This window comes from Aeromonas dhakensis (assembly GCF_002285935.1).
In the GTDB taxonomy this organism is placed as follows: domain Bacteria; phylum Pseudomonadota; class Gammaproteobacteria; order Enterobacterales; family Aeromonadaceae; genus Aeromonas; species Aeromonas dhakensis.
In genome coordinates this window covers 1,769,417-1,794,247 of sequence record NZ_CP023141.1, presented here as the reverse complement: position 1 = coordinate 1,794,247, position 24,831 = coordinate 1,769,417, and the positions used below count along the sequence as shown (strand labels likewise).

General features: G+C 65.3%; 28 protein-coding genes. 3 read left to right on the top strand and 25 right to left on the bottom strand.

The window, feature by feature from the left end; all coding sequences use genetic code 11:
• Positions 1 to 29: 29 nt before the first annotated feature.
• From proX to CK627_RS08825, 7 genes are all read right to left on the bottom strand, one after another.
• The gene (gene proX, locus CK627_RS08855) at positions 30 to 1,031 is read right to left on the bottom strand and encodes a glycine betaine/L-proline ABC transporter substrate-binding protein ProX (RefSeq protein ID WP_095592139.1); all 1,002 of its coding nucleotides are present in this window, start codon (positions 1,029 to 1,031) and stop codon (positions 30 to 32) included.
• Positions 1,028 to 2,182: a glycine betaine/L-proline ABC transporter permease ProW gene (gene proW / locus CK627_RS08850; RefSeq protein ID WP_095592138.1), complete on the bottom strand. Its 1,155-nt coding sequence runs from the start codon at positions 2,180 to 2,182 to the stop codon at positions 1,028 to 1,030. Before proW ends, proX begins: the two co-directional genes overlap by 4 nt.
• Positions 2,179 to 3,375 (bottom strand): glycine betaine/L-proline ABC transporter ATP-binding protein ProV, encoded by a 1,197-nt coding sequence (proV, locus tag CK627_RS08845; RefSeq protein WP_095592137.1) that lies wholly within the window; start codon positions 3,373 to 3,375, stop codon positions 2,179 to 2,181. Before proV ends, proW begins: the two co-directional genes overlap by 4 nt.
• 515 nt (positions 3,376 to 3,890) lie before the next feature.
• Positions 3,891 to 4,385, bottom strand: coding sequence for a type 3 dihydrofolate reductase (folA, locus tag CK627_RS08840; protein WP_017784135.1), 495 nt, complete (start codon positions 4,383 to 4,385; stop codon positions 3,891 to 3,893).
• A 24-nt stretch (positions 4,386 to 4,409) separates the two neighbouring features.
• Positions 4,410 to 4,877, bottom strand: coding sequence for a threonine/serine exporter family protein (locus CK627_RS08835; protein WP_017784136.1), 468 nt, complete (start codon positions 4,875 to 4,877; stop codon positions 4,410 to 4,412).
• Positions 4,878 to 4,995: 118 nt separating this feature from the next.
• Complete coding sequence (locus tag CK627_RS08830; protein ID WP_005297956.1) at positions 4,996 to 5,793, bottom strand: threonine/serine exporter family protein; 798 nt, start codon at positions 5,791 to 5,793, stop codon at positions 4,996 to 4,998.
• A 234-nt stretch (positions 5,794 to 6,027) separates the two neighbouring features.
• Entirely contained in the window at positions 6,028 to 6,369 is a 342-nt protein-coding gene (locus CK627_RS08825; RefSeq protein ID WP_005297955.1) for a DUF3135 domain-containing protein, read from the bottom strand.
• A gap of 398 nt (positions 6,370 to 6,767) precedes the next feature.
• Here CK627_RS08825 and mog point away from each other — a divergent pair, with 398 nt between their 5' ends.
• Positions 6,768 to 7,298 (top strand): molybdopterin adenylyltransferase, encoded by a 531-nt coding sequence (mog, locus tag CK627_RS08820; RefSeq protein WP_010633055.1) that lies wholly within the window; start codon positions 6,768 to 6,770, stop codon positions 7,296 to 7,298.
• 31 nt (positions 7,299 to 7,329) lie between these two features.
• Here mog and CK627_RS08815 read toward each other — a convergent pair whose 3' ends face one another.
• From CK627_RS08815 to CK627_RS08730, 18 genes are all read right to left on the bottom strand, one after another.
• Positions 7,330 to 7,743: a DUF2541 family protein gene (locus tag CK627_RS08815; RefSeq protein WP_095592136.1), complete on the bottom strand. Its 414-nt coding sequence runs from the start codon at positions 7,741 to 7,743 to the stop codon at positions 7,330 to 7,332.
• Between the two features lie 89 nt (positions 7,744 to 7,832).
• Positions 7,833 to 9,059 (bottom strand): beta-ketoacyl-ACP synthase, encoded by a 1,227-nt coding sequence (locus CK627_RS08810; protein ID WP_095592135.1) that lies wholly within the window; start codon positions 9,057 to 9,059, stop codon positions 7,833 to 7,835.
• Complete coding sequence (locus CK627_RS08805) at positions 9,056 to 9,781, bottom strand: 3-ketoacyl-ACP reductase FabG2 (protein WP_095592134.1); 726 nt, start codon at positions 9,779 to 9,781, stop codon at positions 9,056 to 9,058. The genes CK627_RS08810 and CK627_RS08805 overlap by 4 nt, the downstream gene beginning before the upstream one ends.
• 9 nt (positions 9,782 to 9,790) lie before the next feature.
• Positions 9,791 to 10,252 carry a hotdog family protein gene (locus CK627_RS08800; RefSeq protein ID WP_095592133.1) on the bottom strand — a complete coding sequence of 154 codons (462 nt, stop codon included), beginning with the start codon at positions 10,250 to 10,252 and terminating at the stop codon, positions 9,791 to 9,793.
• A complete protein-coding gene (locus CK627_RS08795) occupies positions 10,245 to 11,429 on the bottom strand; it encodes a beta-ketoacyl-[acyl-carrier-protein] synthase family protein (RefSeq protein ID WP_095592132.1) in 1,185 nt (394 codons plus the stop codon). The genes CK627_RS08800 and CK627_RS08795 overlap by 8 nt, the downstream gene beginning before the upstream one ends.
• Positions 11,426 to 11,983 carry a DUF3261 domain-containing protein gene (locus CK627_RS08790; RefSeq protein WP_095592131.1) on the bottom strand — a complete coding sequence of 186 codons (558 nt, stop codon included), beginning with the start codon at positions 11,981 to 11,983 and terminating at the stop codon, positions 11,426 to 11,428. The genes CK627_RS08795 and CK627_RS08790 overlap by 4 nt, the downstream gene beginning before the upstream one ends.
• Entirely contained in the window at positions 11,980 to 14,328 is a 2,349-nt protein-coding gene (locus CK627_RS08785) for an MMPL family transporter (protein WP_095592130.1), read from the bottom strand. The genes CK627_RS08790 and CK627_RS08785 overlap by 4 nt, the downstream gene beginning before the upstream one ends.
• A gap of 50 nt (positions 14,329 to 14,378) precedes the next feature.
• A complete protein-coding gene (locus tag CK627_RS08780; protein ID WP_095592129.1) occupies positions 14,379 to 14,993 on the bottom strand; it encodes an outer membrane lipoprotein carrier protein LolA in 615 nt (204 codons plus the stop codon).
• On the bottom strand, positions 14,990 to 15,415 hold the full coding sequence (locus CK627_RS08775) for an acyl-CoA thioesterase (RefSeq protein ID WP_095592128.1): 426 nt from the start codon (positions 15,413 to 15,415) through the stop codon (positions 14,990 to 14,992). Before CK627_RS08775 ends, CK627_RS08780 begins: the two co-directional genes overlap by 4 nt.
• A 124-nt stretch (positions 15,416 to 15,539) precedes the next feature.
• Positions 15,540 to 17,102 carry an HAL/PAL/TAL family ammonia-lyase gene (locus CK627_RS08770; RefSeq protein ID WP_095592127.1) on the bottom strand — a complete coding sequence of 521 codons (1,563 nt, stop codon included), beginning with the start codon at positions 17,100 to 17,102 and terminating at the stop codon, positions 15,540 to 15,542.
• A complete protein-coding gene (locus tag CK627_RS08765) occupies positions 17,089 to 18,792 on the bottom strand; it encodes a glycosyltransferase family 2 protein (protein ID WP_095592126.1) in 1,704 nt (567 codons plus the stop codon). Before CK627_RS08765 ends, CK627_RS08770 begins: the two co-directional genes overlap by 14 nt.
• Positions 18,789 to 19,145, bottom strand: a complete 357-nt coding sequence (locus CK627_RS08760) for an ApeI family dehydratase (RefSeq protein ID WP_095592125.1) — start codon at positions 19,143 to 19,145, stop codon at positions 18,789 to 18,791. Before CK627_RS08760 ends, CK627_RS08765 begins: the two co-directional genes overlap by 4 nt.
• Complete coding sequence (locus CK627_RS08755) at positions 19,129 to 20,499, bottom strand: AMP-binding protein (protein ID WP_095592124.1); 1,371 nt, start codon at positions 20,497 to 20,499, stop codon at positions 19,129 to 19,131. Before CK627_RS08755 ends, CK627_RS08760 begins: the two co-directional genes overlap by 17 nt.
• Positions 20,496 to 21,083 carry a COG4648 family protein gene (locus CK627_RS08750; RefSeq protein WP_174704175.1) on the bottom strand — a complete coding sequence of 196 codons (588 nt, stop codon included), beginning with the start codon at positions 21,081 to 21,083 and terminating at the stop codon, positions 20,496 to 20,498. The genes CK627_RS08755 and CK627_RS08750 overlap by 4 nt, the downstream gene beginning before the upstream one ends.
• A 19-nt stretch (positions 21,084 to 21,102) precedes the next feature.
• On the bottom strand, positions 21,103 to 21,351 hold the full coding sequence (locus tag CK627_RS08745; RefSeq protein ID WP_011707160.1) for an acyl carrier protein: 249 nt from the start codon (positions 21,349 to 21,351) through the stop codon (positions 21,103 to 21,105).
• A gap of 3 nt (positions 21,352 to 21,354) precedes the next feature.
• Positions 21,355 to 21,621: a phosphopantetheine-binding protein gene (locus tag CK627_RS08740; protein WP_005297932.1), complete on the bottom strand. Its 267-nt coding sequence runs from the start codon at positions 21,619 to 21,621 to the stop codon at positions 21,355 to 21,357.
• Between the two features lie 17 nt (positions 21,622 to 21,638).
• The gene (locus CK627_RS08735; RefSeq protein ID WP_095592122.1) at positions 21,639 to 22,397 is read right to left on the bottom strand and encodes a lysophospholipid acyltransferase family protein; all 759 of its coding nucleotides are present in this window, start codon (positions 22,395 to 22,397) and stop codon (positions 21,639 to 21,641) included.
• Positions 22,382 to 23,092: a beta-ketoacyl synthase chain length factor gene (locus CK627_RS08730; RefSeq protein ID WP_095592121.1), complete on the bottom strand. Its 711-nt coding sequence runs from the start codon at positions 23,090 to 23,092 to the stop codon at positions 22,382 to 22,384. Before CK627_RS08730 ends, CK627_RS08735 begins: the two co-directional genes overlap by 16 nt.
• A gap of 247 nt (positions 23,093 to 23,339) precedes the next feature.
• Between CK627_RS08730 and CK627_RS08725 the strand changes: the two genes are divergently transcribed.
• Both CK627_RS08725 and CK627_RS08720 read left to right on the top strand, forming a co-directional pair.
• Positions 23,340 to 23,732, top strand: a complete 393-nt coding sequence (locus tag CK627_RS08725; RefSeq protein ID WP_019839469.1) for a hypothetical protein — start codon at positions 23,340 to 23,342, stop codon at positions 23,730 to 23,732.
• A 17-nt stretch (positions 23,733 to 23,749) separates the two neighbouring features.
• Entirely contained in the window at positions 23,750 to 24,826 is a 1,077-nt protein-coding gene (locus CK627_RS08720) for a methyltransferase (RefSeq protein ID WP_095592120.1), read from the top strand.
• The last annotated feature ends 5 nt before the right edge of the window (positions 24,827 to 24,831 follow it).

Below are 24,831 nucleotides of genomic sequence, written 5' to 3'. Positions count from 1 at the left end.
TTGCGCAAAGAGCGAGCTACCGCCCCTCATTACCTGGCGGCGGCGCGCGCCTGGGTCAGCCAGTCGTTCACCAGCGCCTCGTGGCCCTTGAGCCAGGCATCGGCGTGACGCTCCACATCCGCCGGCTTGTTCTGCCCCTTGTTCATCAGGCCGTTCTGCACGTTGATGTCATTGAGTGGCAGCTTGACGATAGAAAAGAGCTTGGCGGCCGCCGGGTTGGCCTCGGCGAACAGCTTGTTGGCGACGATGTGCATGGTGTTGACCGGGAAGCCGTAGTTCTTGCCGTTCGGCAGCCGGGTCTTGGCCGCATCAGGGCCATCGGCGGGCACCTGCAGCCACACCACATCCCGGCCGGGCACCAGCTCGCTGCTGAGCCAGTAGGGGGTCCAGGTGTAGTAGAGCACCGGCTTGCCGCTCTTGAAGCGGGCCTGGGTATCGGCGATCAGCGCCGCATAGTTGCCCTGCTTGTGGGTGACGGTGGGGGTCAGCCCAAACTCGGCCAGATGGCGGTTGATCGCCTCTTCGCAGCCCCAGCCCGGGTTGCAACCGATGAGATCGGCCTTGCCGTCGCCATCGCCGTCAAACAGCGCCGCCAGCTTGGGATCCTTGAGCTGTCCCAGGTTGGTGATGCCATAGCGGGTCGCGGTCTGCTTGTCGATGAGATAACCCTGGGCGGCCCCGGCCACATAGGTCCCCTCACGGAAGAACACCTTGTCACCCCCCGCCTGCTCATATTTGTTGTTCTGCAGCGGTATCCAGTTGAAGGCCAGAAAAGTGCCATCCCCCTGCGCCACCGAGGCGTAGGCCACGTTGTAGTCCACCTCCTGGGCCGGCTGGACGTCATAGCCGAGGCGCGCCATCAGCTTGCTGACCAGCAGGGTCTGAAAGCTCTCCTCCGGCAAGGAGCTCTGCAGGGGCTGAACGCGCACGCCCTCCCCCGGCAGCTCGGTGCTGGCCATGGCGAACGGGCCGAGCAGTTGGGCGCTCAGCAGCAGGGAGCCCAGGGTCAGCGTCTTGGTGATCAGTCTCATGCATTTACTCCTTTGTAATCGATTGGCTTGTCGCGACCGAGCAGGCGCAGCAGCAGGGCGGCGGGGCCGCGCTGATACCAGCGTCCGGTCCGGTTGCGATCCGGCTGCCCCATCGCCTGGGTCAGGCGGTCGAGCACGATGGCCAGCAGCACTATGCCGAGGCCGCCGATGGAGGCGAGCCCCATGTCAAGCCGGCCGATGCCGCGCAGCACCATCTGGCCGAGGCCCCCTACCGCGATCATGGAGGCGATCACCACCATGGAGAGCGCCAGCATCAGGGTCTGGTTGACCCCGGCCATGATGGTGGGCATGGCGAGCGGCAGCTGTACCTTGAACAGCAGCTGGGAGGGGCTGGCACCGAACGAGTGGGCCGCCTCCACCAGATCGGAGGGCACCTGGCGGATCCCCAGCATGGTGAGCCGGATCATGGGCGGCAGCGCAAAGATGACGGTCACCACCACCCCGGGCACGTTGCCGATGCCGAACAGCATCACGATGGGGATGAGGTAGACGAACGCCGGGGTGGTCTGCATGGCATCCAGCAAGGGCCGGGTCCAGCGCGACAGTCGCTCGCTCCGCGCCAGCAGGATGCCGGCCGGCAACCCGAGCAAGACGCAGAAAAAGAGCGAGGTCAGTACCAGCGACAGGGTCACCATGGCATCGGACCAGGCGCCGATAAGCCCCACCATCACCAGCGAGACCAGGGTCCCCAGCGCCATGCGACCGTTCACCAGTTGCCAGGCGATCAGGGTCAGCAGGCCGATCATCAGGGTGGAGGGCACCGTCTGCAGCAGATGGGTCATGCCGTTCAGGGTCAGCTCCACCGGCGCGCGGATCAGCTGGAACAGCGGTCGCAGGTTCTCCACCAGCCAGCCGATGCCACCCTCGACCCAGCTGTCCAGCGGCACCAGCGCCTGCTGGAAGGGATCCAGCCAGTCGACGGCGGCTGTGGTATCCACCGTCTCGATCTGGTTCTGCCAGTCGGTGGCGGCGGTGGCGGTATCGCTCCAGGGATCGGCCACCTCGGTGGCACTGGAGGCCGTGGCGCCCCAGGGGTCGGCCGCCACCTCATCGGCCCGCAGGGAGGGGCTCGCCAGCAGCACCAGGGCCAACAGCCCGCTCAGCAAAAAATGGGAATTCATCAGCTTCATGCCGGGGTACTCCTGTCCAGGGTGTTCAGCAGGTTGGCCTTGGAGATGAGGCCCAGATAAGTGCCATCCTCCTCGACCACGGGCACCTGACAGGGGGCGGCCGCCACCTGACTGATCAGTTCGTTGAGGGCGGTGTCCGCCAGGATGGGCTGGATGTCCGCCAGCAGCGCCTGCTCCAGGCTGCCTTTGGCCCTTACCGCCTGACCGAGCGACTCCACCGAGACGACCCCGAGGAAGCGACGCCGGCGATCCACCACGTAACCGAACTCCCGCTCCTGCTCCTTGAGCTGGCGCAGAGCGTTGCCCGGCCCGTCGGTGGTGTGCTTCTTGATGAGCGGCATCTGCTTGCGGCTGGCCACGTCGCGGGCGCTGAATACATGGGCCAGATCCACCCCGCGAAAGAAGGCACGCACATAGTCGTTGGCGGGCTGGTTGAGGATCTCGTCCGGGGTGCCGACCTGCACCAGCTGGCCGTCCTGCATGATGGCGATGCGATCGCCGATGCGCATCGCCTCGTCCAGATCGTGAGAGATGAAGACGATGGTACGCTGCTGGCTGGCCTGCAGCTTGAGCAGCTCATCCTGCATCTCGGTGCGGATCAGCGGATCCAGCGCCGAAAAAGCCTCGTCCATCAGCAGGATGTCGGGGTCGTTGGCAAGGGCGCGGGCCAGGCCGACCCGCTGCTTCATGCCGCCGGAGAGCGCATCGGGGAAGGCATCGATCCACTGCCCCAACCCCACCTGCAGCAGCGCCTGGCGGGCACTCTGCTGGCGCTCGGCCAGTGGCACCCCGGCCAGCTCCAGCCCGAAGGCGGTGTTTTCCAGCACGCTCAGGTGCGGCATCAGGGCGAAGGACTGGAACACCATGCTGATCTTCTTGCGCCGCACCTGACGCAGCTCGCTGTCGGAGATGGCGGCGATGTCCTCGCCATCGATCAGCACCTGGCCGCGGGTCGGCTCGATCAGCCGGTTGAAGAGACGCACCAGGGTGGATTTGCCCGAGCCGGAGAGGCCCATCACCACGAAGATCTCCCCTTCGTCGATGGCCAGATTGACATCCTGGACCCCCAGGGTCTGCCCGGTTTTTTGCAGTATGCTGGCGCGGTCATGGCCTTTGGCCAGCAATTTGAACGCTTTTTCCGGCTGATCGCCGAAGATTTTGTAGAGTGATTTGACCTCGAGTTTGACTGTCATATTGTCCTTTTTTCTTGGCCGACGGGCTGCCTGGCAAACCGTCGAACGTGAGCCAATTACTTTCAACCCTAAGCAATTAACAACAAAAACAAAAGAACCATAAGAGTCTCAATAAAAGGATTAATTTTTAATTTATTGATTTTTAAAGACTATTTTAAGGCATAAAAATGCACTCAGGTGTAATGAAACCCTGTCATTCCAACCGAACAGATAAATATAATCCCATCAAAATCAACGATTGACAGGTATGTGACGCGAGAAAAGCAGAGCAATAATGGGAGGGAAAAAGGAGGGAACATGTCTCTCATTAGCGGGTCAACACATTTAGTTACAACACTAACCATAATGTTGTCATTCGCTGCCTCACTTCCACTGTGAAATAGAGGCCTGAGGTGTGCCGTGTCCACACTATGGCACATCGCTATATCTGGGCATTCAATCCCTGTCCCGGACAGCAAAAAGGCCCCTTGTGCAACACAAGGGGCCTTTCATCAACCGGGGCAATCCGCCAGCCGTCAGCGCCGCTGCCAGGTCTCGAAGCGGTAGGGGTAAGCATTACGTTCATCCGCAGGATGAGATTCTTCTTCCAGCAGTTCCCAGTCGGTATGATCCAACACAGGAAAATGGGCATCCCCATCAACTTCAAGTTCAATCTGAGTCAGATAGAGGCGTTCTGCCCTAGGTAGCAGCTGTTCGAAAAGATGCCCGCCGCCAATAACCATAAGTTCTTCCACTGAGTCTTCACGACCTAATAACTCTAATGCAGAACTAACAGAATCAATCACTTCTACACCATCAACCCGGTAATCCGGGTTGCGGCTGATCACCAGATTGCGGCGCCCGGGCAGCGGCCGCCCGATGGATTCAAAGGTCTTGCGACCCATCAACACCGGCTTACCGAGAGTGATCCGCTTGAAGTGGGCCAGATCCGCCGGCATATGCCATGGCATCTGGTTGTCCTTGCCGATCACGCGATCGTGGGCCACGGCGGCAATCATGGAAATCTTCACGGTATCAGCCTCTCACTTCACCATTCATATAATGGGGCGGTTACGATACACGACCAGGGACGGGATCGCTAGACCGAAACTCAAAGCCCCCACGATAAACAGCGCCTTGAGGCCGTTCTCCACCGCGCTCTGGATAAGCTCCATGGTTACCCCGGAGATATTGAGCTCCACCACGGCGATCATCGCCTTGAAGGCGTAGCTGCCCGGGATCATGGGGATGATGGAGGCGACGCTGAACACCGGGCGCGGCGCCAGCAGCCGGCGCGACCAGTAGACGCAGACAAAACCGACCGTGGTCGCCGCCGCCAGGGTGGCCCACTCGATGGGCATGCCCTGGTGAATGAGCAGGGTACGCAGGCTGTGAGCCAGTGCGCCGCCCATGGCGCAGTACTTCAACATCCGTGGCGGCACGTTGAACAGCATGGCAAAGCCCACTGCCGGAATGGCCGACCAGAAGGCATCCTTGGTCAGCAGCCAGAGCAGATCCATCATGGCTCCCTCCCCCAGCTTCCTGTCACCGAGATGGCAAGGATGATGCCGATATGGTTCCGTGCGCTGATGGATAGCCGGTTTGCCCCGAGCAACAGAGTCGATACAACGTCAAAGCTCTTCATACCTTCCACCCCCAGATACCGGTCACCGACATGGCGAGAATAATCCCTATCGCCGCGCTGATGGTGAGCAGGGTCGCCGTGCCCCAGCGGGCCAGCCCCATGTTGAAGTAACCCTTCACCATGTCGGAGACCGCATTGATGAGCGGAAAGCCCGGCACCAGCAGCAGTACGCTGGCCGCCATAGCGAGATAGGGCTGGGCTCCCCAGTTGAAGAAGGTCGCGCTGGAGGCGAGCAGGGTGGCGATAAAGCCGGTGGTGGCAAAATTGATGAGGGGGCTGTGGTGATGACGCGCCATCAGCTGGCGCGCCCGCATGGCGACCGAAGCCGAGAAGCAGGTCACCAGGAAGATGGGCCAGTCACCGCCAAACAGCAGACTGAAGGCACCGCAGGAGAGCCCCACCATGGGCACCACCAGCCAGGGGTGATAGTGAAACGGTACTATGGCCTCCAGGCGCTGACGCACTTCCCGCGCGCCGATCAGATCCTTCTCCGCCATGATGCAGATACGCTGGATCTCGCACACCACCTGCATGTTGATGCCGTGCTCGCGCACCCGTCGGGTGGTGGTGACGCAACTGCCCTGATAGAGGCTGGTGAGCACGATGGCGCTGGAGGAGATGGCCATCTCGACGCTCTCCAGCCCGAGCGCCATGCCGAGCCGGACCGTGGTCTGCTCTATGATGCGACTCTCGGCGCCGAACTGGGCCAGCATCTGGCCCACCTTGACGATGATCCGGGTGATCTCCGTCTGCTGTTCCCGCGACAGCACCCGCCTTGGTGTGATACTTCTCATAATCCCTTCGAGTCGTAGCAAATTAAAAAAGTGTCGCCATGTTAGCCTAACTATCGGCGCCGTTCATCTACACATATCACGCCAATAAACAAACTCAAATAAAATAAAAAGCGACACAAAAATACATCAAATAGATTACAAATCACGCCAAACTGTTCAACGCCAGTCAGATAGCCTCACCCGGAAACCACAACAATGGCGGGAATATATCAAAATGACTCACCCGGAATAATATTATTTTTTCTTGCGATAATAATCACTGAAATAGAGGATGTTGTTCTCTTTATATTCCGGTAGCGGTTCAACATAATCAGGATTATTGAGCTGAACCATTTCACAGCGCATGGAATAAAAGGAGTCGTGCATCATGGCGGCAATCCGGATGCAGCTGTCCATGTTGTTCTTGGCCAGCTGGCGCTGACAGTCGATGCGAAATTGCAGGCCGCGCAGGCGCATTTGCTGCTGCGGGCTGACCCTGTCTATCAGACCTTCTATCTCTTGCTGAAGCAACTCGTCAAGCCGCTCGGGCTCCGCTACCGCCAGCCGTTTCAAGGTATCAAAATCAGGCAACTCCATATGCCCTCCCGCGGCCAGCCGCTGCATGGTGATACTCAAACAACAACAATCGGTTCATATTTTCACCAATCGCTTCAGGTGTTATATAAGCCGAACCCCGCTGCGGTTCAATCCATGAGGCCGGCTTTCCCCTCCCGCTGCGCCAAAAGATGACGGCGCATGGAAACCCCGCCCCGGTTATTCGTTATGGATCAAGCGATTATTCCTGAATATCTGCGGCGGGTTTGTTTATACATTTTTGGCACGGCAATATGCCGATGTTATGTCTTATTGAAAGGAAGCGGCCAATATAGTTTGCCATTTGACGCTCGCCTTCGCGCCGCGATCTGGCTGGTTTAACATATCTTGCTGATTATGTTATTTTATTTGCCACTTATAGCGGCAACCAAGAGCAGACCATGAGCAAGGCAAGAATCGGTATCGTCACCGTCAGCGATCGCGCCAGTGCGGGCATCTACGAAGATCTCTCCGGCAAGGCTATCATCGACACCCTGAACGCCTATCTGACCTCGGAATGGGAACCCCTTTATGAGGTGATCCCCGACGAGCAGGAGCAGATCGAGGCAACCCTGATCCGGCTGGCGGACCAGGAGCAGTGCAGCCTCATCGTCACCACAGGTGGCACCGGGCCGGCCAAGCGGGACGTCACCCCGGAGGCGACCGAGGCGGTGTGCGATCGCATGATGCCGGGCTTTGGCGAGCTGATGCGGGCCGAATCCCTCAAGTTCGTGCCGACCGCCATCCTGTCGCGCCAGACCGCCGGTCTGCGCGGCAGCTCGCTCATCGTCAACCTGCCGGGCAAGCCCAAGTCCATCCGCGAATGTCTGGATGCGGTCTTCCCCGCCATCCCCTACTGCATCGATCTGATGGAAGGCCCCTATCTCGAGTGCGACGAGGCCGTCATCAAGCCGTTTCGCCCGAAGAAATAAAAGCTGGGCGGGGATTTGCCCCGCCCTTTGCTTATTTGCGGCCGTACACCTTGACCCCGGCCCGACTCCCTTCCGAATTGCCGTATACCTCGATCCGCTTGATGCAGAGCCGGCTGCCGAGGGCTTTCCACTCCGACTCCTGATCCTCTCTCAGATCCTTGCCGAAATAGAGGGTCTTGCTGCGATCATTGCCATAAAACACCTTGACCCGCTCCAGGGTTAATTCCCGCCCAGCCTTGACCATGATGGATTTGGTCGGCCGGCAGGCGAGCATGGGAATGATGGCGGGATGATCGCCGACCCCGAGCAGAATGGTCTTGCCCAGCCGAAATTCATCATCGGCCATGGCCGGGGCGGCCAGCGCCCACAACAAGGTGGATAACAGTACGCTCTGAATGACGCGCAGACGCTTGGCGGAAAAAGAAAAAGCAGATAACACAGACATGATGCCTCCCGAAAAAAACGGGGGGCATATTAATTCATCAAGGCTAAACCCAGCCTGTACCGGCGCCCTGCCAGGCAGGGCACCGACACTCAGGACCAGCGTTTGAAGATGAGGGAGGTGTTGATGCCGCCAAAGGCGAAGTTGTTGGACATCAGGTACTCCACCGCCAGCGTGCGACCGCTGCCCACCACGTGATCGAGCGGGGCACAGGCCGGGTCCGGCTCGGTCAGGTTGATGGTGGGGGCAAACCACCCCTCCTGCATCATCTCCAGCGCCAGCCAGGCCTCGATGGCACCGCAAGCCCCCAGGGTATGGCCGAAGTAGCTCTTGAGGGACGAGATGGGGGTGCGGTCGCCGAAGATGGCGGCGGTGGCGTGACTCTCGGCGATGTCGCCGCGCTCGGTGGCGGTGCCGTGGGCGCTGATATAGCCGATATCCTCAGGCTGGAGCCCGGCCTGGGCCAGCGCCATCTCCATGCAGAGCTGCATGGTCTCCTGCTGGGGCTGGGTCACGTGGGCGGCATCGCAGTTGGTGGCAAAGCCCACCAGCTCGGCGAGGATGGTGGCACCGCGCGCCTGCGCATGCTCCAGCTCCTCCAGCACCAGGGTGCCGGCCCCCTCGCCTATCACCAGTCCGTCCCGCTGTCGGTCAAACGGACGCGGCGCCAGCTCCGGGTTGTCGTTCATCTGGCTGGTGGCAAACAGGGTATCGAATACCACGGCCTCCGACGGGCAGAGCTCCTCCGCCCCGCCAGCCACCATCAGGGTCTGGTAGCCGTGCTTGATCGCCTCAAAGGCGTAGCCGATGCCCTGGCTGCCGGAGGTACAGGCGCTGGAGGTGGGAATGACCCGCCCGCGCAGGCCGAAGAACAGCCCGGTGTTGACCGCCGCCGTGTGCGGCATCATCTGCACATAGGTGGTGGCCGTGATGCTGGCGGTGCTCTTGTCGTTGAGCATGACCCCGAAGGCGCGGATGGGGTCCGTGCTGCCGGTGGAGGAGCCGTAGGCGATGCCGGTGCGCCCGTCGGTGAGCACCGGGTTGTCCAGCAATCCCGCCCGCGCCAGCGCCAGCTCGGTGGCGACGGTGGCCAGTGCCGAGACCCGCCCCATGGCGCGGGTCTTCTTGCGCGGATAGTGGGCCGGCAGCGTGAAGTCCGGAATGGGGGCCGCCAGCCGGGTGTTGAGGCCGTCGTAGATGGCCCACTCCGGCATGTTCACCACGGCATTGCGCCCCGCCTGCAGGCGGGCCCGCACGCTCGGCCAATCCTGCCCGAAGGCGGTCACCCCGGCCATGCCGGTGACTACGACTCGCTTCATACCATGCCTCCGTTGATGGAGATGACCTGGCGCGTGACATAGCCGGCGATGTCGGACATCAGGTAGGAGACCAGACCGGCCACCTCGTCGGCCTGCCCCATCCGCTTGAGCGGAATGATCTTCATCGCCTCCGCCTTCACCTCCTCGTCCACCATGCCGGTGTCGATGAGGCCGGGGGCCACGCAGTTGACCGTGATCTTGCGCTTGGCAAGCTCGAGGGCCAGCGCCTTGGTGGCTCCCATGATGCCCGCCTTGGCGGCGCTGTAGTTGACCTGGCCCCGGTTGCCCATCAGCCCGGACACCGAGGAGATGGTCACGATGCGCCCGCCCCGGCGCAGGCCGATCATCGGCATGATGCAGGGCTTGAGCAGGTTGTAGAAGCCGTCCAGGTTGGTGTGCAGCACCCCGTCCCACTCCTCGTCGGTGAGGGCGGGAAAGGCGCCGTCACGGATGATGCCGGCGTTGCAGACCACGCCGTAATAGGCGCCATGCTCGGCCATGTCGGCCTCCAGCCGCGCGCGGCAACCCTCGCGATCGGCGATGTCGAACTGGAGCAGACGCCCCTGCCCGCCGGCCGACTGCAGGCTGGCCAGGGTGGCTTCGGCGCCGGCCCGATCGCTGTGGTAGTGCACCACGATGGAAAAACCGTCGGCCGCCAGCTTGAGGGCGATGGCGCGGCCTATCCCCTTGCTGGCGCCCGTGACCAATACGCTAGAGATCATGAAGCTTCCTCAGGCTAACAAATCGGACAATTCGCCGGGGCTCGGCTGATAGGTGGAGAGCCGCGCCTGGGCGCACTCCTCCCCCGCCAGCAGGATCCGGCAATCAAAACTGGCCATGCCGCCGTCTTGCAACAGGCAGCACGCCTCTATGGTGAGCAGGCTGCCGGCCGCGAAGACGGGACGCAGGCAGCGATACTTGCGACTGCCGAGCAGCATGCCGATGCGCACCGGCTCGCCGCGCAGGCGCCCCTGCATGCCGGCCCAGGCGGCGATGGTCTGCGCCATCAGCTCGATGCCGACCCAGCCGGGCAGGTTGCCCTCCCCATCCAGCAGCAGGGCATGGCGGGCACCGATGCGGGTCTCGCAGAGCGCCTGCTGGGCATCCGCCGCGCAGAGCCGGTCCAGCAGCAGCATGGGGGCCTGGTGGGGCAGCAGGGTCTCGATGGCGGGCAGTGAACCTGGCTCATTCATGGTGAACGCTCCCAAACAGCAGGCTGACATTGTTGCCACCGAAGGCAAAGGAGTTGGAGAGCACCCGGGGCGCCGCCAATGGCACCTCGCCGCTCACCAGCCGGATGGGGGTCAGCGCCGGATCCGCTGTGGCCACCCGCTGGGACGGCAGTGGCAGAGCGCGCTCCAGCAACAGGCAGGCGAGCGCGGCCTCAATGGCCCCCGCCGCCCCCAGGGTGTGGCCGGTGAGCGGCTTGGTGGAGCTGCAGGGCACCTCGGCACCAAACAGCCGGTGCACCGCCTGGCTCTCCATGGCGTCGTTGAGGCGGGTAGCGGTGCCGTGCAGGTTGACGTACCCCACCTGCGCCGGCGTCAGGCCCGCCTGGGCCAGCGCCATGCGCATGGCCGCCTCGGCGCCGACACCCTCTGGATGGGGCGCAGAGATGTGCCAGGCATCGGAGGACTCCCCCGCTCCCAGCAGGGCCAGCGGCGCAGGCGCTCTGCTCAACAGAAACAGCGCCGCCCCCTCGCCGATGTTGATCCCCTGGCGCGCCTCATCAAAGGGCTGGCAGCGCGCACAGCTGAGGGACTCCAGGCTGTCAAAGCCGTTGAGGGTGAGCCCGCACAGACTGTCGGCACCGCCCACCAGCACGGCGTCTGCCAGTCCGGCCGCCAGCAGCCGCTGGCCGCTGATGAAGGCGCGCGCGCTGGAGGAGCAGGCGGTGGAAATCGTCCAGGCCGGCCCGGTCAGGCCGAGGTGGCGGGCCAGAAATTCCGACGGTGAGCCCAGCTCCTGCTGACGGTAGTCAAACTCGGGGGGCACGGCCTCCCCGCGCCGGGCGGCGGCCACCGCCTGCTCGGCCTCGCCGATCCCGGCGGTACTGGTGCCTAGCACCAGGCCGACACGGTCGCTGCCAAAGGTGGCCAGCGCCTCATCGAGGGCGGGCCGGATCTGGGCCAGCGCCGCCAGCAGCAACTGGTTGTTGCGCGAGGCGTAGGGGGCCAGCGCCGCCGGGATGGTTGGCAACTCCCCTTCCACCCGCCCCACCGGAGTCAGGCGGCCATCCAGCAGCGGCGCCCGGTGGCGATCCAGCGGGCTGATGCCCTCTCTCTGCCAGGCCAGCAGCGCCTCGGCGCTGGCATCACGCCCCGTCCCCAGCGCCGAGACGAGGCCATAGGCGGCGATATAACAGCTCATTGGCTCAGGGTCTCCAGTTGCAGGCGGTAGTTGAACACGTGTTGCTGCAGGCCGACCGGCTCGCGCACGCCGTCGGCGTCGCGGTAGCGGATCTCGGTCACCAAAGTGCCGTCGGGGGCGCGCAGTCGGCGCAGCGGCCCCTCGTCACGCAGCGTCCAGCCTGGCGGCAGTTGCGGTTGCCAGCTGGCCAGCGGCCAGTAGCAGAGCATCACGTCCGCCAGCACCTGGCTCACCGGTGGCATGCCGCTGGTGAGCAGCGGGCTGAGCTGGCGGGTCTCGATGCCCTGCTGGTCATAACGCACCAGAAACAGCCGTACCCCGCTCGGGGTCAACCCCACCAGGGTCAGCTGGTGGCCGTCCGCCTCCAGCACCGTCATCAGCTGGTGGTTGCTCCCCCCCACGCTGGCGGTCAGCAGTTGCTGGCGATAGAAGGGGGCGGCCAGCACGGGGGCCGGCAGCGTCATGACGGTCCCCTTGTCGAGATAGGCGGTGGGGGTCGGCTGGCTGCTGCAACCGGTCAGCAGCAGGACGACGAACACGAACAAGGCTTTCATGATGAGGTTGGCTCCCGGCCATGTGGCCCCGGCAACTGCGGTCGCACCGGGTCCAGTACCAGGGGCGAGAGCAGGAAGGCGGTAAAGATACCGCCGCTCAGCACCAGACCAAAGCCCGCGATGGCGGGGGTGTGACTCAGCGCTAGCAGACCGAAGGCCAGCTGGGTGGTGAGGTTGGCCAGCAGGATGGCGAGCAGGGTGGAACTCTGGCGCGCCACCCCGCTCCCGCTGTGGGCAAAGAAGAGGCCGTAGTCGATGCCGATTCCGAAGATGAGGCTGAGCGCCAGCACTCCGAACAGGGTGAGCGGCTGGTCGCAGGCGGCGAGCAGCGCCAGCCCCATGGCCAGCGCAATCAGGTTGACCAGCAGCACCCGGGCCGCTCGCGCCGCCCCCATCCGCCACCACAGCAGCAGGGCCACCAGCGCGATGGCCACCGACAGCAGCTCCGCCAGCTTGATGCGGTAGTGGGCGAACAGCTGGCTCCACTGGCTGCGCTGATCCTGCCAGTAGACCCCTGACTCGGCTGCCGCCAGCGCCGTCAGGGCTCCTTCGTCTGCCACCCCCACCAGCGGCACCCAGATGGCAACGCGGCCATCCGCCAGGGCGTGCCACAACAGGCGACTCCCCTCGCTGACCGGGCTGGCCAGCCAGGCGGCCGGGGTCAGCCAGTGGGGCTCGCGCACGGGCGGCTGCAGCGGCAGGCCGGCCGCCTTGAGCCGGCTCACCACCTCGGGCAACAGGGCCCGGATGGCGGCGGCATCCTCATGCTGGCGTGCCAGCGAGGGCAGCCAGCGGGCAAGCGAGACGAACGCCTGCAGCGCACCGCGCTGTTGCAGCTCGGCCAGCCGGCCATCAAGCCGCTCCAGCCGTTGCAGTGCCTGCTCGCCGTCCGCTCCCGTCACCAGCAAGCCCTGCATGCCCCCCTGCTGGCCGGTGAGGGCCTGGATCCGCTGCTCCTGCCCCTGCAGCGCCACCGGCAGAGGCTGCAGCCGGCGGATGTCGTCATCCACCTGCAACCGGCTGATGCCGAGGGCAGCCAGCAGCAGGCAGCAGAGCGGCAGACCGATGCGCAGCAGCGGGCGTTGCTGCCAGGCCAGCAGCCAGCCCTGCAACCAGCGCTGGCCCCGCAGCGGCCTTGTCGGCAGCGGGCCGGCCCAGCGCGGAAACAGGCAAAGCACCGTGATGAAGGCACTGAACAGCCCAGCCAGCGCGCACACCGCCAGTTGCTGCAAGCCGGGGAAGGGGGCGAACCAGAGCAGGCCATAGCCGATCAGGGTGGTCAGCACCGCGAGCGACAGGCTCGGCAGCAACTTGAGCCGGGTCTGATGCGGTGTCTCGTCGTCGCCGTGCAGCCGCCGCTCACACAGAAAGTGGATGGCGTAGTCGATGGCGATGCCGATGAGGCTGCTGCTGATCACCAGGGTGAAGACGTGGATCTCGCCAAACAGAATGAGCACTGCGCCGAGCCCCCACATCAGCCCTACGCCGATGGGCAGCAGGGAGAGCAGCAGTGCCCGGGTGGAGCGAAACACACCCCAGATGAGCAGGATGACCCCGACCATGGAGCCCAGCCCTATGGTGGAGATGTCCTGCTGGGCCAGCTGGCTGGCGTGCTGGCTGTAGAAGAGGGTGCCGCGGCGCAGCAGCTCGGCGCCGGGATAGGCCTCGGCGAGGCGCTGCTCGGCCCCGGCCAGTTCGCTCAGCAGCGCCTGGTTGCGCTGGATGTCGAAGGCGGAGAGATCCAGCTCGGCGCGCACCATGTACCAGTCGCGCCCCGCCTTGTCCCGGCTCACCAGCCAGCCCTCCTTGAGCTGCATGGGGCCGCGGGCCTCGGCCAGCACCCCGGCCCGGGTCAGCAACAGAGGGTCGCTCTGCCACTCGGCGCGGGAGACACCGCCGAAAGGGGAGTAGATCTGGCCGAGCACCCACTGGCTCCACCCCTCGGCCCCCCCGGCAAGCCGGGCCCGGCTTGCCGGATCCAGCCGCTGCCAGGCCAGCTCGTGCAGATAGCGCTGCCAGGCGGGGGCCAGCTCGGGCTGATACCCCTTGATGCGGGACAAGGCAGGCAGCTCGCCGAGCTGCTTTGCCCAGAAGGTGGCGGCCGCGCGCCCGTCCTGGCCGGCGGGCAGGCTCAGCAGCCAAACCAGCTGGCGATCGAGCTGCTGCAACAGACCCTGCTGCAGGGTCGGGTCCAGATCGCTGCGGGACTCGTGGGGCAGCAGATCCATCAGGCTGGTGTTGATGCGGCTGTGGGGCAGCTGCCAGGCAAGCACAGCCGCCAGCAGCAGGCAGAGCCCGATCCAGAGGGTCCCGAGCCGGCGCCAGGTGGTTTCAGCGTGCAGCAAGGTGAGCTCTCCTCGTCCCGGCGGGGACGGCGCGCTGGCGCAGCGGGATACTAGTGGACAGCAAAGCGGGCCTGCTCCTCAGGGGTCAATGGCAGGAGGCGCTCGCGCCAGCCACTGAAGCGAATGCGGGTGCTGTCACCCTGCTTGTCGGCGATAAGCAGCTGATCCAGCTGCCCCTGCCCGCTCAGGGTGAGGCTGGCGAACACCTTGTCGAGCGGCGCCAGGGTCGGCACCAGCACCAGCTGCCAGCCATCCTCCGTGCTGTGAAAGTCGATGCTGAAGTAACGGCTCAGGGTCGCTTCGTCCGAGCCGAACAGCGCCAGCAGCATCTGGCTGAACTCCAGCAGCTGGGGGTTGTCGATGACGGTGGCAGGCTGTCCCGCCATCTGCTGCACCATGCGCGTCGGCGTCAGGGTGAGGGTCAGCGGGAAGGGCTTCTGCTGCTGCCACCAGAGCCCCAGATCGCGCACCAGCAGCAGCTCGCCGGAGGCTTTGAGCGGCTGGCTCAGCCCCGCCACCTGCTTCTCCTGCTCGAAGCGGGCCTCCTTGGCCTGGCTCAGGGCGAGCAGCTGCTGCACCTCGGCCCGGCTCAGGGGCGCCGCCTGCAGCGGCCATGTCAGCAACAGGATCAGACCGGCCAGCAGCGGCCCCATCAGCCGGCTCACTGGCTCACCCCCAGCTTGTCCAGCAACACCTGGGGCGAGGCCAGGCACATCTCGCCGCTCGTCTTGCTCACCGCCACCTGGATGCTGTAGCCCTTGCTGGTGCGGGTGCCGCTCACGGCGTCGCTCAGCAGGTAGTCGATCTTCAAGCGGTTCTGGTACTCGGTCAGGGTGGCACGCACCCGCACCCGCTGGCCGAAGCGCAGCGGTGCCAGGTACTTCATCCGGGTGTCTATGATGGGCCAGAGGTAGCCGGAGGCCTCCATCTGCGGGTAGTTGTAATCGATGAGATCGAGCAGGGCACAGCGGGCCAGCTCGATGTAGCGAAAGTAGTGGCCATGCCAGGCGACCGCCATCATGTCCACGTCGTGGAACGGGATGGTCACTTCGACTTCGGTGCTGATCTGCCAGGGTTCTGGCTGCATGGTTTTTCTCACAAGTCGTCTCCCCGCCAGCGCGACACAGCCACCCAGTCCACGCCGTGGAACGGGATAGTCACTTCTATCTCGGTGCTGATCTGCCAGGGTTCAGGCGTAGTCTGGATACGGCTCATAGTGAAGAGTCCTGATAGAGGGGATAGTGGCGCTGGCGAATACGGGCGATCAGCGCCCTCAGCTCGTGCTCGAGTCCCCTGTCTTCCAGCAGCGGGGCAAACTCGGCCCGCACCTGCGTGACCATGCCGGCCAGCGCCGAGCCAAGCGGGCGGGTGAAGGGGGTGGGCCGGGCGAGGCGCAGCTCCACTCCCTGCACCGCCGCCAGCAGGCAGGCGGCCGCCACCTGCTCGGTCAGGGTCAGCACCCGCAGCGCATCGCGCGCCGCTATGGTGCCCATGCTCACCTTGTCCTGATTGTGGCACTCGGTAGAGCGGGAGAAGACGCTGGCGGGCATGGTCTGCTTGAGCGCCTCCGCAGTCCAGGCCGAGACGCCGATCTGCACCGCCTTGAAGCCGTGGTTGATCATCTGCCGTTCCTGCGGCGCGCCGGAGAGGTTGCTCGGCAGGCCGCCGTTGAACTTGCTGTCCACCAGCTGGGCCAGCTGGCGATCCAGCAGGTCGGCCAGGGTGGCGACGGCCGCCTTCATGCTGTCCATGGCCATGGCGATATGACCGCCGTAGAAGTGGCCGCCGTGCATCACGTGCTCCTCCTCCCCGTCGATCAGCGGGTTGTCGTTGGCGCTGTTGAGCTCGTTTTCGATGAGCTGGCGCCACCAGGGCAGGCTGTCGGCCACCACCCCGATGACGTGGGGGGCGCAGCGCAACGAGTATCTGTCCTGCAGCCGGTCGCTGTGGCGCGGCAACTCGCCGGCCACCAGGTCATCCCTCAGCCAGGCCGCAACGCCCTGCATGCCGGGGTGCGGCTTGGCGGCAAACAGCCGCTCGTCGAAGTGGAAGGCGTTGCCCCCCATGGCGACGCTCACCAGGGCGGTGATCCGGGTCGCCAGTTGCATCAGGTAGTCGGTGCGGGCATAGGCGAGGCAGGCCAGCGCCGTCATCACCGAGGTGCCGTTCATCAGCGCCAGCCCCTCTTTCGGCCGCAGGGTCAGGGGGGTCACCCCCAGCTCCCGATAGACCTCGGCGGCGGGGCGCAGCCGACCCTGCTGATGGAGCTCGCGCTCCCCCACCAGCACGGCGGCGACGTAGGAGAGCGGGGTGAGATCGCCGCTGGCGCCCACCGATCCCTCTTCCGGAATGCGCGGCACCAGATCCTGCTCCAGCAGCCAGCAGAGCCGCTCGAGCAGGGCCGGGCTGACCCCGGAGACCCCCTGCGTCAGGGAGCAGAGCCGGGTGGCGAGCACGGCGCGCGCGGCATCGAGCTCGAGATCCGCTCCCAGCCCGCAGCCGTGAAAGCGGGTCAGGTGCAGCGGCAGCTCGGGTACCAGATCGGTTGGCACCGGCCGGGTCACCGAATCGCCGTAGCCTGTGGTCACCCCGTAGATGACCCCCTCTTCGGCCAGCAGCCGGTCGAGGAAGTCGGCGCCCCGCTGGATACGGGCCATGAAGGCGGGATCCGGGTTCAATGCGGGGGTGGCACGGCGTTCCGCCAGGGCCACCACGTCTTCGATGGTCAGCGGCTTCGCGCCGAAGACAACCCTGCTCATCTCACTCTTGTTCATCGGTCAGCTGCCAGAAATCAAAAAAGTTGAACCAGTCCAGCGGGGCGTGCAGGCAGTGGTGCTGCAGGCGATCGGCATAGGCCTGTACCCGGGACGCGAGAATCTGTTGGCGCCCCTGCCGCGGCAGGGGCTGGCCGTCGGCAAAGGGCTCGAAATGCACCCGAAAGCGCCCCTGCTCCTTGAGGCCGAACATCAGGTAGACGGGGCAGCCCAGCACGCTGCTGAGCACGAAGGGCCCGAGCGGAAAGGGGGCCGGTGCGCCGAGGAAATCGGCCCAGATCACCCGCTTCTCCCGGGTCACCGAGGTGCGATCACCGACGATCACCACCCACTCTCCCTGCTCCAGCTTCTCCTTGAGCAGGATGGCGGTGTCGGCCCCCAGCTCCTGCACCTGGATGAGGTTGAGGTGCGAATCCGGGTTGATCTGCTTGAGCAGGGCGTTGAAGCGGGCCGCGTGGCGGGTGAACACCAGCGCATTGATGCGCAGCCCCTGCTTTCGACTGCCAAGGGCCCGGCACAGCTCGAGGTCCCCGAGGTGGGAGCCCAGCAGCAACACTCCCTTGCCACTGTTGATGGCGGCCTGGTAGTGCTCAGCCCCCACCAGTTCAACCTGCTGCTCCGTGATGTCGCCGCGCCAGCCCGCCAGCTTGTCGAGCGCCGCCTCGCCAAAGCGCAGGAAGTGGCGAAAGCTCGATCTCGGCTCGGCGGGCAGCGCAACGCCTTGCGCGCCGGCGAAGGCCTCGAGCCGGGCCAGATAGGCCCGGGATGCCTCCCGCTGAGCGCGGCCGGTCAGCCAGAAGTAGCCGATGACCGGATAGAGCAGCAGGGAGAAGCCGCGCCGCCCCAGCAGGCGGTAGCTGGCCAGCATGATCTGCATGCCGAGCAGCGAGCCCCGCTCCGGGGTACGCGACCAGTGGGTGCGCCGCTCGCGCCACAGCCGGGTCAGCTGGGCGCCGAGGCGAGCCGGCCAGCGGCAGAGGCGCAGCAGCAGATCCCACAGCAGGCGGCACACCAGCCGGGTGTGCATCCAGGAGATGTCTAGGTTGTCGCGAAAAAGCCGAAAGTGGGAGCGGCCGTCAACGGGATAGATGACCCGGGTCGGCACGAAGCGCATCGGCACCCCGGCCCAGTGCAGGCGCACCATCACCTCGGTGTCAAAATCCATCCGCCGGCCGAGGGCCACCCGCTCCAGCAGGGCGCAGGTGGACGCCAGCGGATAGACCCGAAAGCCGCACATGCTGTCCTTGATGGCGAACGACAGCGTCTCGATCCAGACCCAGACATGGGTGATGTAGCGGCCGTAGAGGCGCCCCTTGGGCACGGAATCGTCGTAGAGAGGGCGACCGGAGACGAGCGCCGCCGGGTGCTGGCGCGCCTCCGCCAGCAGGGCCGGCAGATCCGCCAGATCGTGCTGGCCGTCGGCATCCACCTGCAGGGCATGGCTGAACCCCAGCTCATGGGCGCGGCGCAGCCCCGTCATCACGGCGCCCCCCTTGCCCTGGTTGTGGGGATGGCGCAGCAGGCTGACCCAGGGGTGCTGGGCGGCCAGCGCATCCAGCGCGGCGGCGGCGACGGGCTCGCTGCCATCGTCGACCAGCAGGCAGGGCAGCTTGAATTCGGCCAGCCGCGCCAGCACGGCGGCCAGCGGGCCGGCGTGGTTGTAACAGGGAATCAGAATGCAAGGGTTCATGGAGTCAGCCGCACCCGTCCGCTGCTCGCCGGCTCATCCCCGAGCTGGTAGCTGAAGAGGAGCTGGCCCTTGTCCGCCTGCCACTGCAGGCTCAGGCTGCACTCGGCCCCGGGGCGCAGCGGGCGCTGGAACTTGAGCTGATCCACCCCGTGAAACGGCTGTGTCAGCTTGAGCCTGCTGGCGGCGTAGTGCATCACCCAGTGGAGCTGGGTCACCCCGGGCAGCAGAGGCGCGCCGGGAAAGTGCCCCGCAAACCAGGGCAGTGCGGGGTCGAGTCGCAACCGCAGGCGCACGCCATCGGCCAGCACCTCGCAACCCAGCTCGGTTGGCAGCGTGTCAGCGGACAGGCTCATCGAACAGCTCCTTGAGTTGTGGCCAGGGGCGCTTGCCCTGGGCGTTGACGGGCATCTGTGCGACCCGGCGCACGCTGCGCGGCAGGGCGACCGGCTCGAGCCAGGGGCGCAGCTGCTGGCGCAGGGCCAGCAGGAAGCGCCCCTGACCGAGCTCGTCCCAGCGGGCGGCCCCCAATTCGCTTAGCACCAGCACGGCACCGAGGATCTGGCGCTGACCCTGTTGCAGCGGCAGCACGGCGGCTGACTCCACCTCCGCCAGGGCCTGCAGGCGCGCCTCCACCTCGTCGAGGGAGATCCGCTTCTCCTCCAGCTTGACGATCCTGTCCTGGCGTCCCAGCAGTTCGAAACCCTCCTCGTGCAGGGCGATGCGATCGGCGCAGGCCAGCCAGTCATCCTCTTCCAGGAAGGGGGAGCGCAGCAGCAGCCCCTGATCCGGGCCGACCCGCACCTCGACCCCGGGCAGCGCCGTCCAGGAGGTCTGCTCCCGGTGGCGCTGACGCCAGCCAATGCCGCCGGTCTCGCTGCTGCCGAAGATCTCCACCGGCAGCTGGCCGAAGAGCGCCCGGGCTTGCCGGGCATCTTCCAGCTGCAGGGGACCGCCGGAGGAGACGATCAACCGGCAGCCGGTGGCGGGCATGGCTGGATCGAGCCGACTCAGAAACGCCGGCGACGCGATCAAACACCAGGGGGCGCCTTGCGCCGCCAGCTGCTCCGGGTAGTCGATGGTGCGGCGATCGAACGGGCGGCCGAGAGCCAGCGGCAGCAGGATGCGAAACAGCAGGCCGTAGATGTGCTGGTGGCTGACGCTGGCCAGCACCCGGGCATCGGCCAGCCGCTCGCCCCAGAGCGCCATCTGCACCCGCAACTCGGCCTCCAGCTGGGGCCAGGCCTTGGGGATCGCCTTGGGCTCGCCGGTGGAGCCGGAGCTGAACAGGGTGATATCCAGGCGCGCGGGCGCAAGATCACCGTGTGCGGCGTCCAGCCCCTCGTGCGCATCGGCCAGCGGCAGCCTGAGCTGAGGCACGGTGAGCGCCGCACCCGGCAGCTCGGCGTCGGTGAGCAGGCCGTCAAACTGGCTCTGCAGTTCCTGCAGGCCGGCCAGCCGCTGATGACCCGGCAGAATAGCCTGATAGCCGCCGAGGGCGCAGGCGAGCAACGCTTGCGTGAACAGCAGGCTGTCGTCGAAGCAGAGTGCCCAGCGCGCGCCTGGCCGGCCGGCGCCGTCGTGACGGGCCATGGCCCTGGCCAGTTGCAGGCTGGCGCGGCGCAGCTCGGTCAGGGTCACCTCCCCCTGCGGGCCGAAGGCCACCGGCTGGGCACCATCGCGCTGCCAGAGGATTTGCAGCAGGCTCATGGGGTCAGCCTCTTGAGCAGGCGGCGACGCACCAGATACTCAGCCCCCATCAGGCCGCCCATTAGTAGATAGCTGACGAGGCCGTTGTAGAGGCTCCAGAGCGCCAGCTCCCCGTGCCAGATGGTGAAGGCCGCCAGGGCGCCGTTGATGACGAAGAAGCCGCACCAGACCTGGGTCACCCGCCGGGTGTAGCCGATGGCTGCCGGCGGCAAAGCGGGATCCTGCAAGCGGGCCAGCCGCTCCACCAGGCTCATGGGGCGGGTCAGGCTCCAGCCAAACAGGCACAGCAGCGCCAGGCTCACCGCCAGCGGATAGTAGAGCAGCCAGTGCCGGGCGCTGAACAGAGCGGAGAGCAGGGTCAGCCCCAGCCCGATGCAGGCCAGCAGGCGCCCCAGCCAGAGCCACTCCGGCAACGGGCCGAGCCGGACTCGCCCCTTCAGCAGGCCGGGCAAGAGTCGCAGCGAGAAGATGAGCAGCAGGCCGAGCAACAGCGGGGTCTGACCGGCATGGGTCAGCCCCCAGTAAACCGCCAGCGGGTAGAGCAGCAGGGCACCACCGGCCAGCCAGGAGAGCCAGCGTATCATGGCAGGGCAGACACCGGCATCAGGCGTCGGCCAGCAGACGCTCGACCGCATCCACCACGTCGTTGACGCTGCGCACCGACTTGAACTCCTCCGGCTTGATCTTCTTGCCGGTCAGCTTCTGCAGGTGCACCACCAGATCGATGGCGTCTATGCTGTCGAGCTCGAGATCCTGATAGAGGCGGGCCTCGGGGGTGATGGCCTCTTCGTCGACTTCGAACAGTTCGACGAGGGCGGCCTTGATCTGGGCAAAGATATCGTCGCGGGTCATGGCTCAGGCCTCCCCTTTCGACTGGGCCTGCACCAGGGCCACCAGGGCCGCAACGGAGGCAAAGTGGCGACGGGTGTTCTCATCCTCGGCGGAGAGGACGATGCCGTAGCGACCCTTGATGGCAAGGCCCAGCTCCAGCGCATCGATGGAGTCCAGCCCCAGGCCGTCCCCAAACAGCGGGGCCTGGCTGTCGATGTCGTCAGGGGTGAGCCCCTCGAGGTTGAGGCTGTCGATGATGAGTTGTTTTATCTCTAGATGCAGGTCTTGCATAACTGTTCCATATGCTGTCATTGGGGCCCGGGTTGCAGGGCCCGGGTGAGAAACCGGGTCAACTGGCGAGCGGCCAGCGCACTGCTCTGGCCGGTGGCGACCACCTCGTCCGCCGCCACTTGCTGCAGGAATTCTATGGTGAAAGTCGGCTTATTTTCCGGGATCTTGAACCATTTGTCCTGCTTGGTGAGAAATCGGGTGCTGCAGTGGATCCGCACCAGTTGCAGCGGCACCTGGCTGCGCACCGCCAACTGGGCCGCGCCGCGCTGCAGCTTGATGGGTTCGCCCGGCGTGGTGCGGGTCCCTTCCGGAAAGATCAGCAGCAGACCGCCGGCCCGGATCCGCGCCATGCACAGGGCCAGCAGATCCTCCCCCGCCACGTTGGGCAGGTAGTCGGCCGCCCGCACCACGCCGCCGATGAAGGGGTTGCGCCAGAGGGACTGCTTGACGATGCAGTCGCACACCGGCATCTCGGCCGCCAGCATGACGTAGTCGAGCAGGCTGGGGTGATTGGCCACCACAAGGGCGCCACGCAAATCGGCGGGCATGCCGCTGACGCGGTAGTCGAGCACCCCCCAGCCGCGCAGCATGGCGAGAAACAGCCGGAAACTGTGGCGGATGGTGAGCTGGGCCAGAGTGCGTCGCCGCTCCCCGCGCAGACAAAGCGCCAGCAAGGGGAACCAGAAGAGGGTGAGCAGCAGGCCGCCCACCCCGAACAGGGCGAAGCCAAGGGCCGTGCCGATCAACCGCCAGGCCCGGTTCAGCAACGCTGCCATCTCCAGGCCTGACGGTCATCGCCGAGGATCAGGGTCGGCTCGCCTCGCAGCAGGGCGCGCCACAAGGCGAGGCTCTGGGGCAGCGGGCGGGTAGCGTCAACTGCGGGGCTAACTCCCTCGCAGCACCACTGCTCACCGGCCTCCAGCACCAGTCCCAGCGCATGGGGCGGCGCCTCCTCCCCCAGCCAGGGGCGATGAAATTCGGGTACCGGCCCCTCGAAGGCCACCAGCAGCACCCGGCGGGCGCCGGCCTGCAGGGCGCCGACCGCTTCGATGAGGCCTGCCATCAAGCTGTTCTCACCCGCGGCCAGCGAGCTCATGGGGATGGCGGCCTTGCCCTGGATGGAGCAGAGCCCGGCGGCGGTGTTGTGCACCGACATGGAGAAATCGGTGGGGGAGAGCGCCTGCCCGTCCGCCAGCGCCTGCAGCAGCGTCATGGAGCGGGCCAGCTCGCCGTGGCGGCTGACGAAGATGGCACTGTCTATCTGGTGGCGGGCCAGCAGGCTCAACCCCACCTGCACCGCCAGCCGTGAGCCCTGGCTCAGGCGGCGCGCCATCATCATGGGCAGCAAGGGAGTGGCGGGAAACGGCGGGTCGACGGGCCAGCGCCCCTGCTGCGCCCACGCCTGCCAGGCGGCCTCATCGGCCAGACCGGGTGACAGCGCCTGACTATCCAGCAGCGAGAAAGAGAGCATGTTGCAGGCGACCTGTCCTTAAAACCGTGGTGGGAGCGAAGAGCATAAAAGGCACTCACCCGACGGGCAGTGCCTGCGCCATGGTATTGAATGACGTCATCAGGTGAATACCGGGCGGATAATACCATTATTCATCAAAAATAATAGCCAGCCCGGATTATCCACCGCCTTGGTGATTGAAAATAAACAATTTGTGTTGTCTCATTGCCACGCTCAATTGATGAATATCCTTCTCAAGGAAAATATTATGAAACTCATTAATAAAATATCCCTGCTGCTGGCCTGTGCCCTGCTGGCCGCCTGCTCCACCAGCCAGCCCATCCGCAATATGGCGGCCAATCCGGTGCCATCCAACCTCACCGAGGAGCAGGTCGCCAACGCCATTATTACGGCGGGTATCAGCAAGAGCTGGGTAATGCGCCAGGAGCAGCCGGGACTAATTCGGGGCCAGGTCAATGTGCGTCAGCATCAGGCGGTGATCAATATTCCCTACAGCGCTCGCGATTATTCCATCAATTATGTGAGCAGCGTCAATCTGGACGACAAGGGCAAGGGCAGCATACATCGCAGTTATAACCGCTGGGTACTGGGTCTGAACCAGGCCATTCAGCTGGAACTCGCCCGCGCGCAGAGCCGCTGATCCGGCAGGAGCCCCCCGTGAATCACTATCAGACAGACCCCTACAACGCACTGGAAGCCATCAGCGAGGCCCAGAAAATCGCCTTCGGGCCCATGCTGTTTCAGGCCAGCTGGTGCCTGCGCGAAACCGGGGTGCTGGCCTATCTCGAGACCCGTGGCCAGCGGGGGGCACCACTGGCCGACATCGCCCAGGCATGCGAGCTGAGTGAATACGGCGCCAGCGTGCTGCTGGACATGGGGCTCGGCGGCGGGCTCTGCTACCTGGCCGAGGAGCACTATGTGCTGGGGCGGGTCGGCAAATACCTGCTGAACGACACCATGAGCCGGGTCAATCTCGACTTCACCCAGCACGTCTGCTACCAGCCCCTCGCCCACCTGCTCGACGCCATCCGCAACGGCACGCCGGCCGGCCTGCAGGAGTTCGGCCCCTGGCAGACCCTCTATCCGCACCTGAGCGAGCTGCCCGAGCCTGCCCGCCGCAGCTGGTTCGCGTTCGATCACTTCTACTCCGACTGGGCCTTCCAGCAGGCCCAGGACAAGGTGTTCGGTTACGAGCCGCGCCACCTCTACGACCTGGGTGGCAACACCGGCAAGTGGGCCATCGCCTGCGCCAAGCGGGATCCGGCGCTGCGAGTCACCATCCTGGACTTGCCCGAGCAGCTGGCACTGGCTCGCCGCAACATCGAGGAGGCGGGGCTGACGGAGCGGGTACAGGGTCACCCGGTGGATCTGCTGCAGCCAGGCACCCTGCCCGGCGAGGCGGACATCTGGTGGATGAGCCAGTTCCTCGACTGCTTCAGTCACGAGCAAATCGTCGCCATCCTGAACCGGATCCGGCTGGCCATGAAGCCGGACGCCCGGGTCTGCATCCTGGAGCTGTTCTGGGACCGCCAATCCTTCGAAGCCGCCAGTTTCAGTCTCAACGCCACCTCCCTCTACTTCACCTGTCTGGCCAACGGCAACAGCCGCTTCTACCACTCCAAGGAGCTGTACCAGTGCCTGCGCGAGGCCCACTTCCACGTGGAAGCCGAGCACGAGATCCCGGGCCCGGGCCACACCCTGCTGGTTGCCCGCCCCTTGCACACGAGGCCATAATGCCG

Excerpts from the sequence above, each read along its gene's own strand:
- proX (WP_095592139.1), bottom strand. The coding sequence starts at position 1,031 with ATGAGACTGATCACCAAGACGCTGACCCTGGGCTCCCTGCTGCTGAGC.
- proW (WP_095592138.1), bottom strand. The coding sequence starts at position 2,182 with ATGAAGCTGATGAATTCCCATTTTTTGCTGAGCGGGCTGTTGGCCCTG.
- proV (WP_095592137.1), bottom strand. The coding sequence starts at position 3,375 with ATGACAGTCAAACTCGAGGTCAAATCACTCTACAAAATCTTCGGCGAT.
- CK627_RS08835 (WP_017784136.1), bottom strand. The coding sequence starts at position 4,877 with ATGATGGATCTGCTCTGGCTGCTGACCAAGGATGCCTTCTGGTCGGCC.
- CK627_RS08830 (WP_005297956.1), bottom strand. The coding sequence starts at position 5,793 with ATGAGAAGTATCACACCAAGGCGGGTGCTGTCGCGGGAACAGCAGACG.
- CK627_RS08825 (WP_005297955.1), bottom strand. The coding sequence starts at position 6,369 with ATGGAGTTGCCTGATTTTGATACCTTGAAACGGCTGGCGGTAGCGGAG.
- mog (WP_010633055.1), top strand. The coding sequence starts at position 6,768 with ATGAGCAAGGCAAGAATCGGTATCGTCACCGTCAGCGATCGCGCCAGT.
- CK627_RS08815 (WP_095592136.1), bottom strand. The coding sequence starts at position 7,743 with ATGTCTGTGTTATCTGCTTTTTCTTTTTCCGCCAAGCGTCTGCGCGTC.
- CK627_RS08810 (WP_095592135.1), bottom strand. The coding sequence starts at position 9,059 with ATGAAGCGAGTCGTAGTCACCGGCATGGCCGGGGTGACCGCCTTCGGG.
- CK627_RS08805 (WP_095592134.1), bottom strand. The coding sequence starts at position 9,781 with ATGATCTCTAGCGTATTGGTCACGGGCGCCAGCAAGGGGATAGGCCGC.
- CK627_RS08800 (WP_095592133.1), bottom strand. The coding sequence starts at position 10,252 with ATGAATGAGCCAGGTTCACTGCCCGCCATCGAGACCCTGCTGCCCCAC.
- CK627_RS08795 (WP_095592132.1), bottom strand. The coding sequence starts at position 11,429 with ATGAGCTGTTATATCGCCGCCTATGGCCTCGTCTCGGCGCTGGGGACG.
- CK627_RS08790 (WP_095592131.1), bottom strand. The coding sequence starts at position 11,983 with ATGAAAGCCTTGTTCGTGTTCGTCGTCCTGCTGCTGACCGGTTGCAGC.
- CK627_RS08775 (WP_095592128.1), bottom strand. The coding sequence starts at position 15,415 with ATGCAGCCAGAACCCTGGCAGATCAGCACCGAAGTCGAAGTGACCATC.
- CK627_RS08770 (WP_095592127.1), bottom strand. The coding sequence starts at position 17,102 with ATGAACAAGAGTGAGATGAGCAGGGTTGTCTTCGGCGCGAAGCCGCTG.
- CK627_RS08765 (WP_095592126.1), bottom strand. The coding sequence starts at position 18,792 with ATGAACCCTTGCATTCTGATTCCCTGTTACAACCACGCCGGCCCGCTG.
- CK627_RS08760 (WP_095592125.1), bottom strand. The coding sequence starts at position 19,145 with ATGAGCCTGTCCGCTGACACGCTGCCAACCGAGCTGGGTTGCGAGGTG.
- CK627_RS08755 (WP_095592124.1), bottom strand. The coding sequence starts at position 20,499 with ATGAGCCTGCTGCAAATCCTCTGGCAGCGCGATGGTGCCCAGCCGGTG.
- CK627_RS08750 (WP_174704175.1), bottom strand. The coding sequence starts at position 21,083 with ATGATACGCTGGCTCTCCTGGCTGGCCGGTGGTGCCCTGCTGCTCTAC.
- CK627_RS08745 (WP_011707160.1), bottom strand. The coding sequence starts at position 21,351 with ATGACCCGCGACGATATCTTTGCCCAGATCAAGGCCGCCCTCGTCGAA.
- CK627_RS08740 (WP_005297932.1), bottom strand. The coding sequence starts at position 21,621 with ATGCAAGACCTGCATCTAGAGATAAAACAACTCATCATCGACAGCCTC.
- CK627_RS08735 (WP_095592122.1), bottom strand. The coding sequence starts at position 22,397 with ATGGCAGCGTTGCTGAACCGGGCCTGGCGGTTGATCGGCACGGCCCTT.
- CK627_RS08730 (WP_095592121.1), bottom strand. The coding sequence starts at position 23,092 with ATGCTCTCTTTCTCGCTGCTGGATAGTCAGGCGCTGTCACCCGGTCTG.
- CK627_RS08725 (WP_019839469.1), top strand. The coding sequence starts at position 23,340 with ATGAAACTCATTAATAAAATATCCCTGCTGCTGGCCTGTGCCCTGCTG.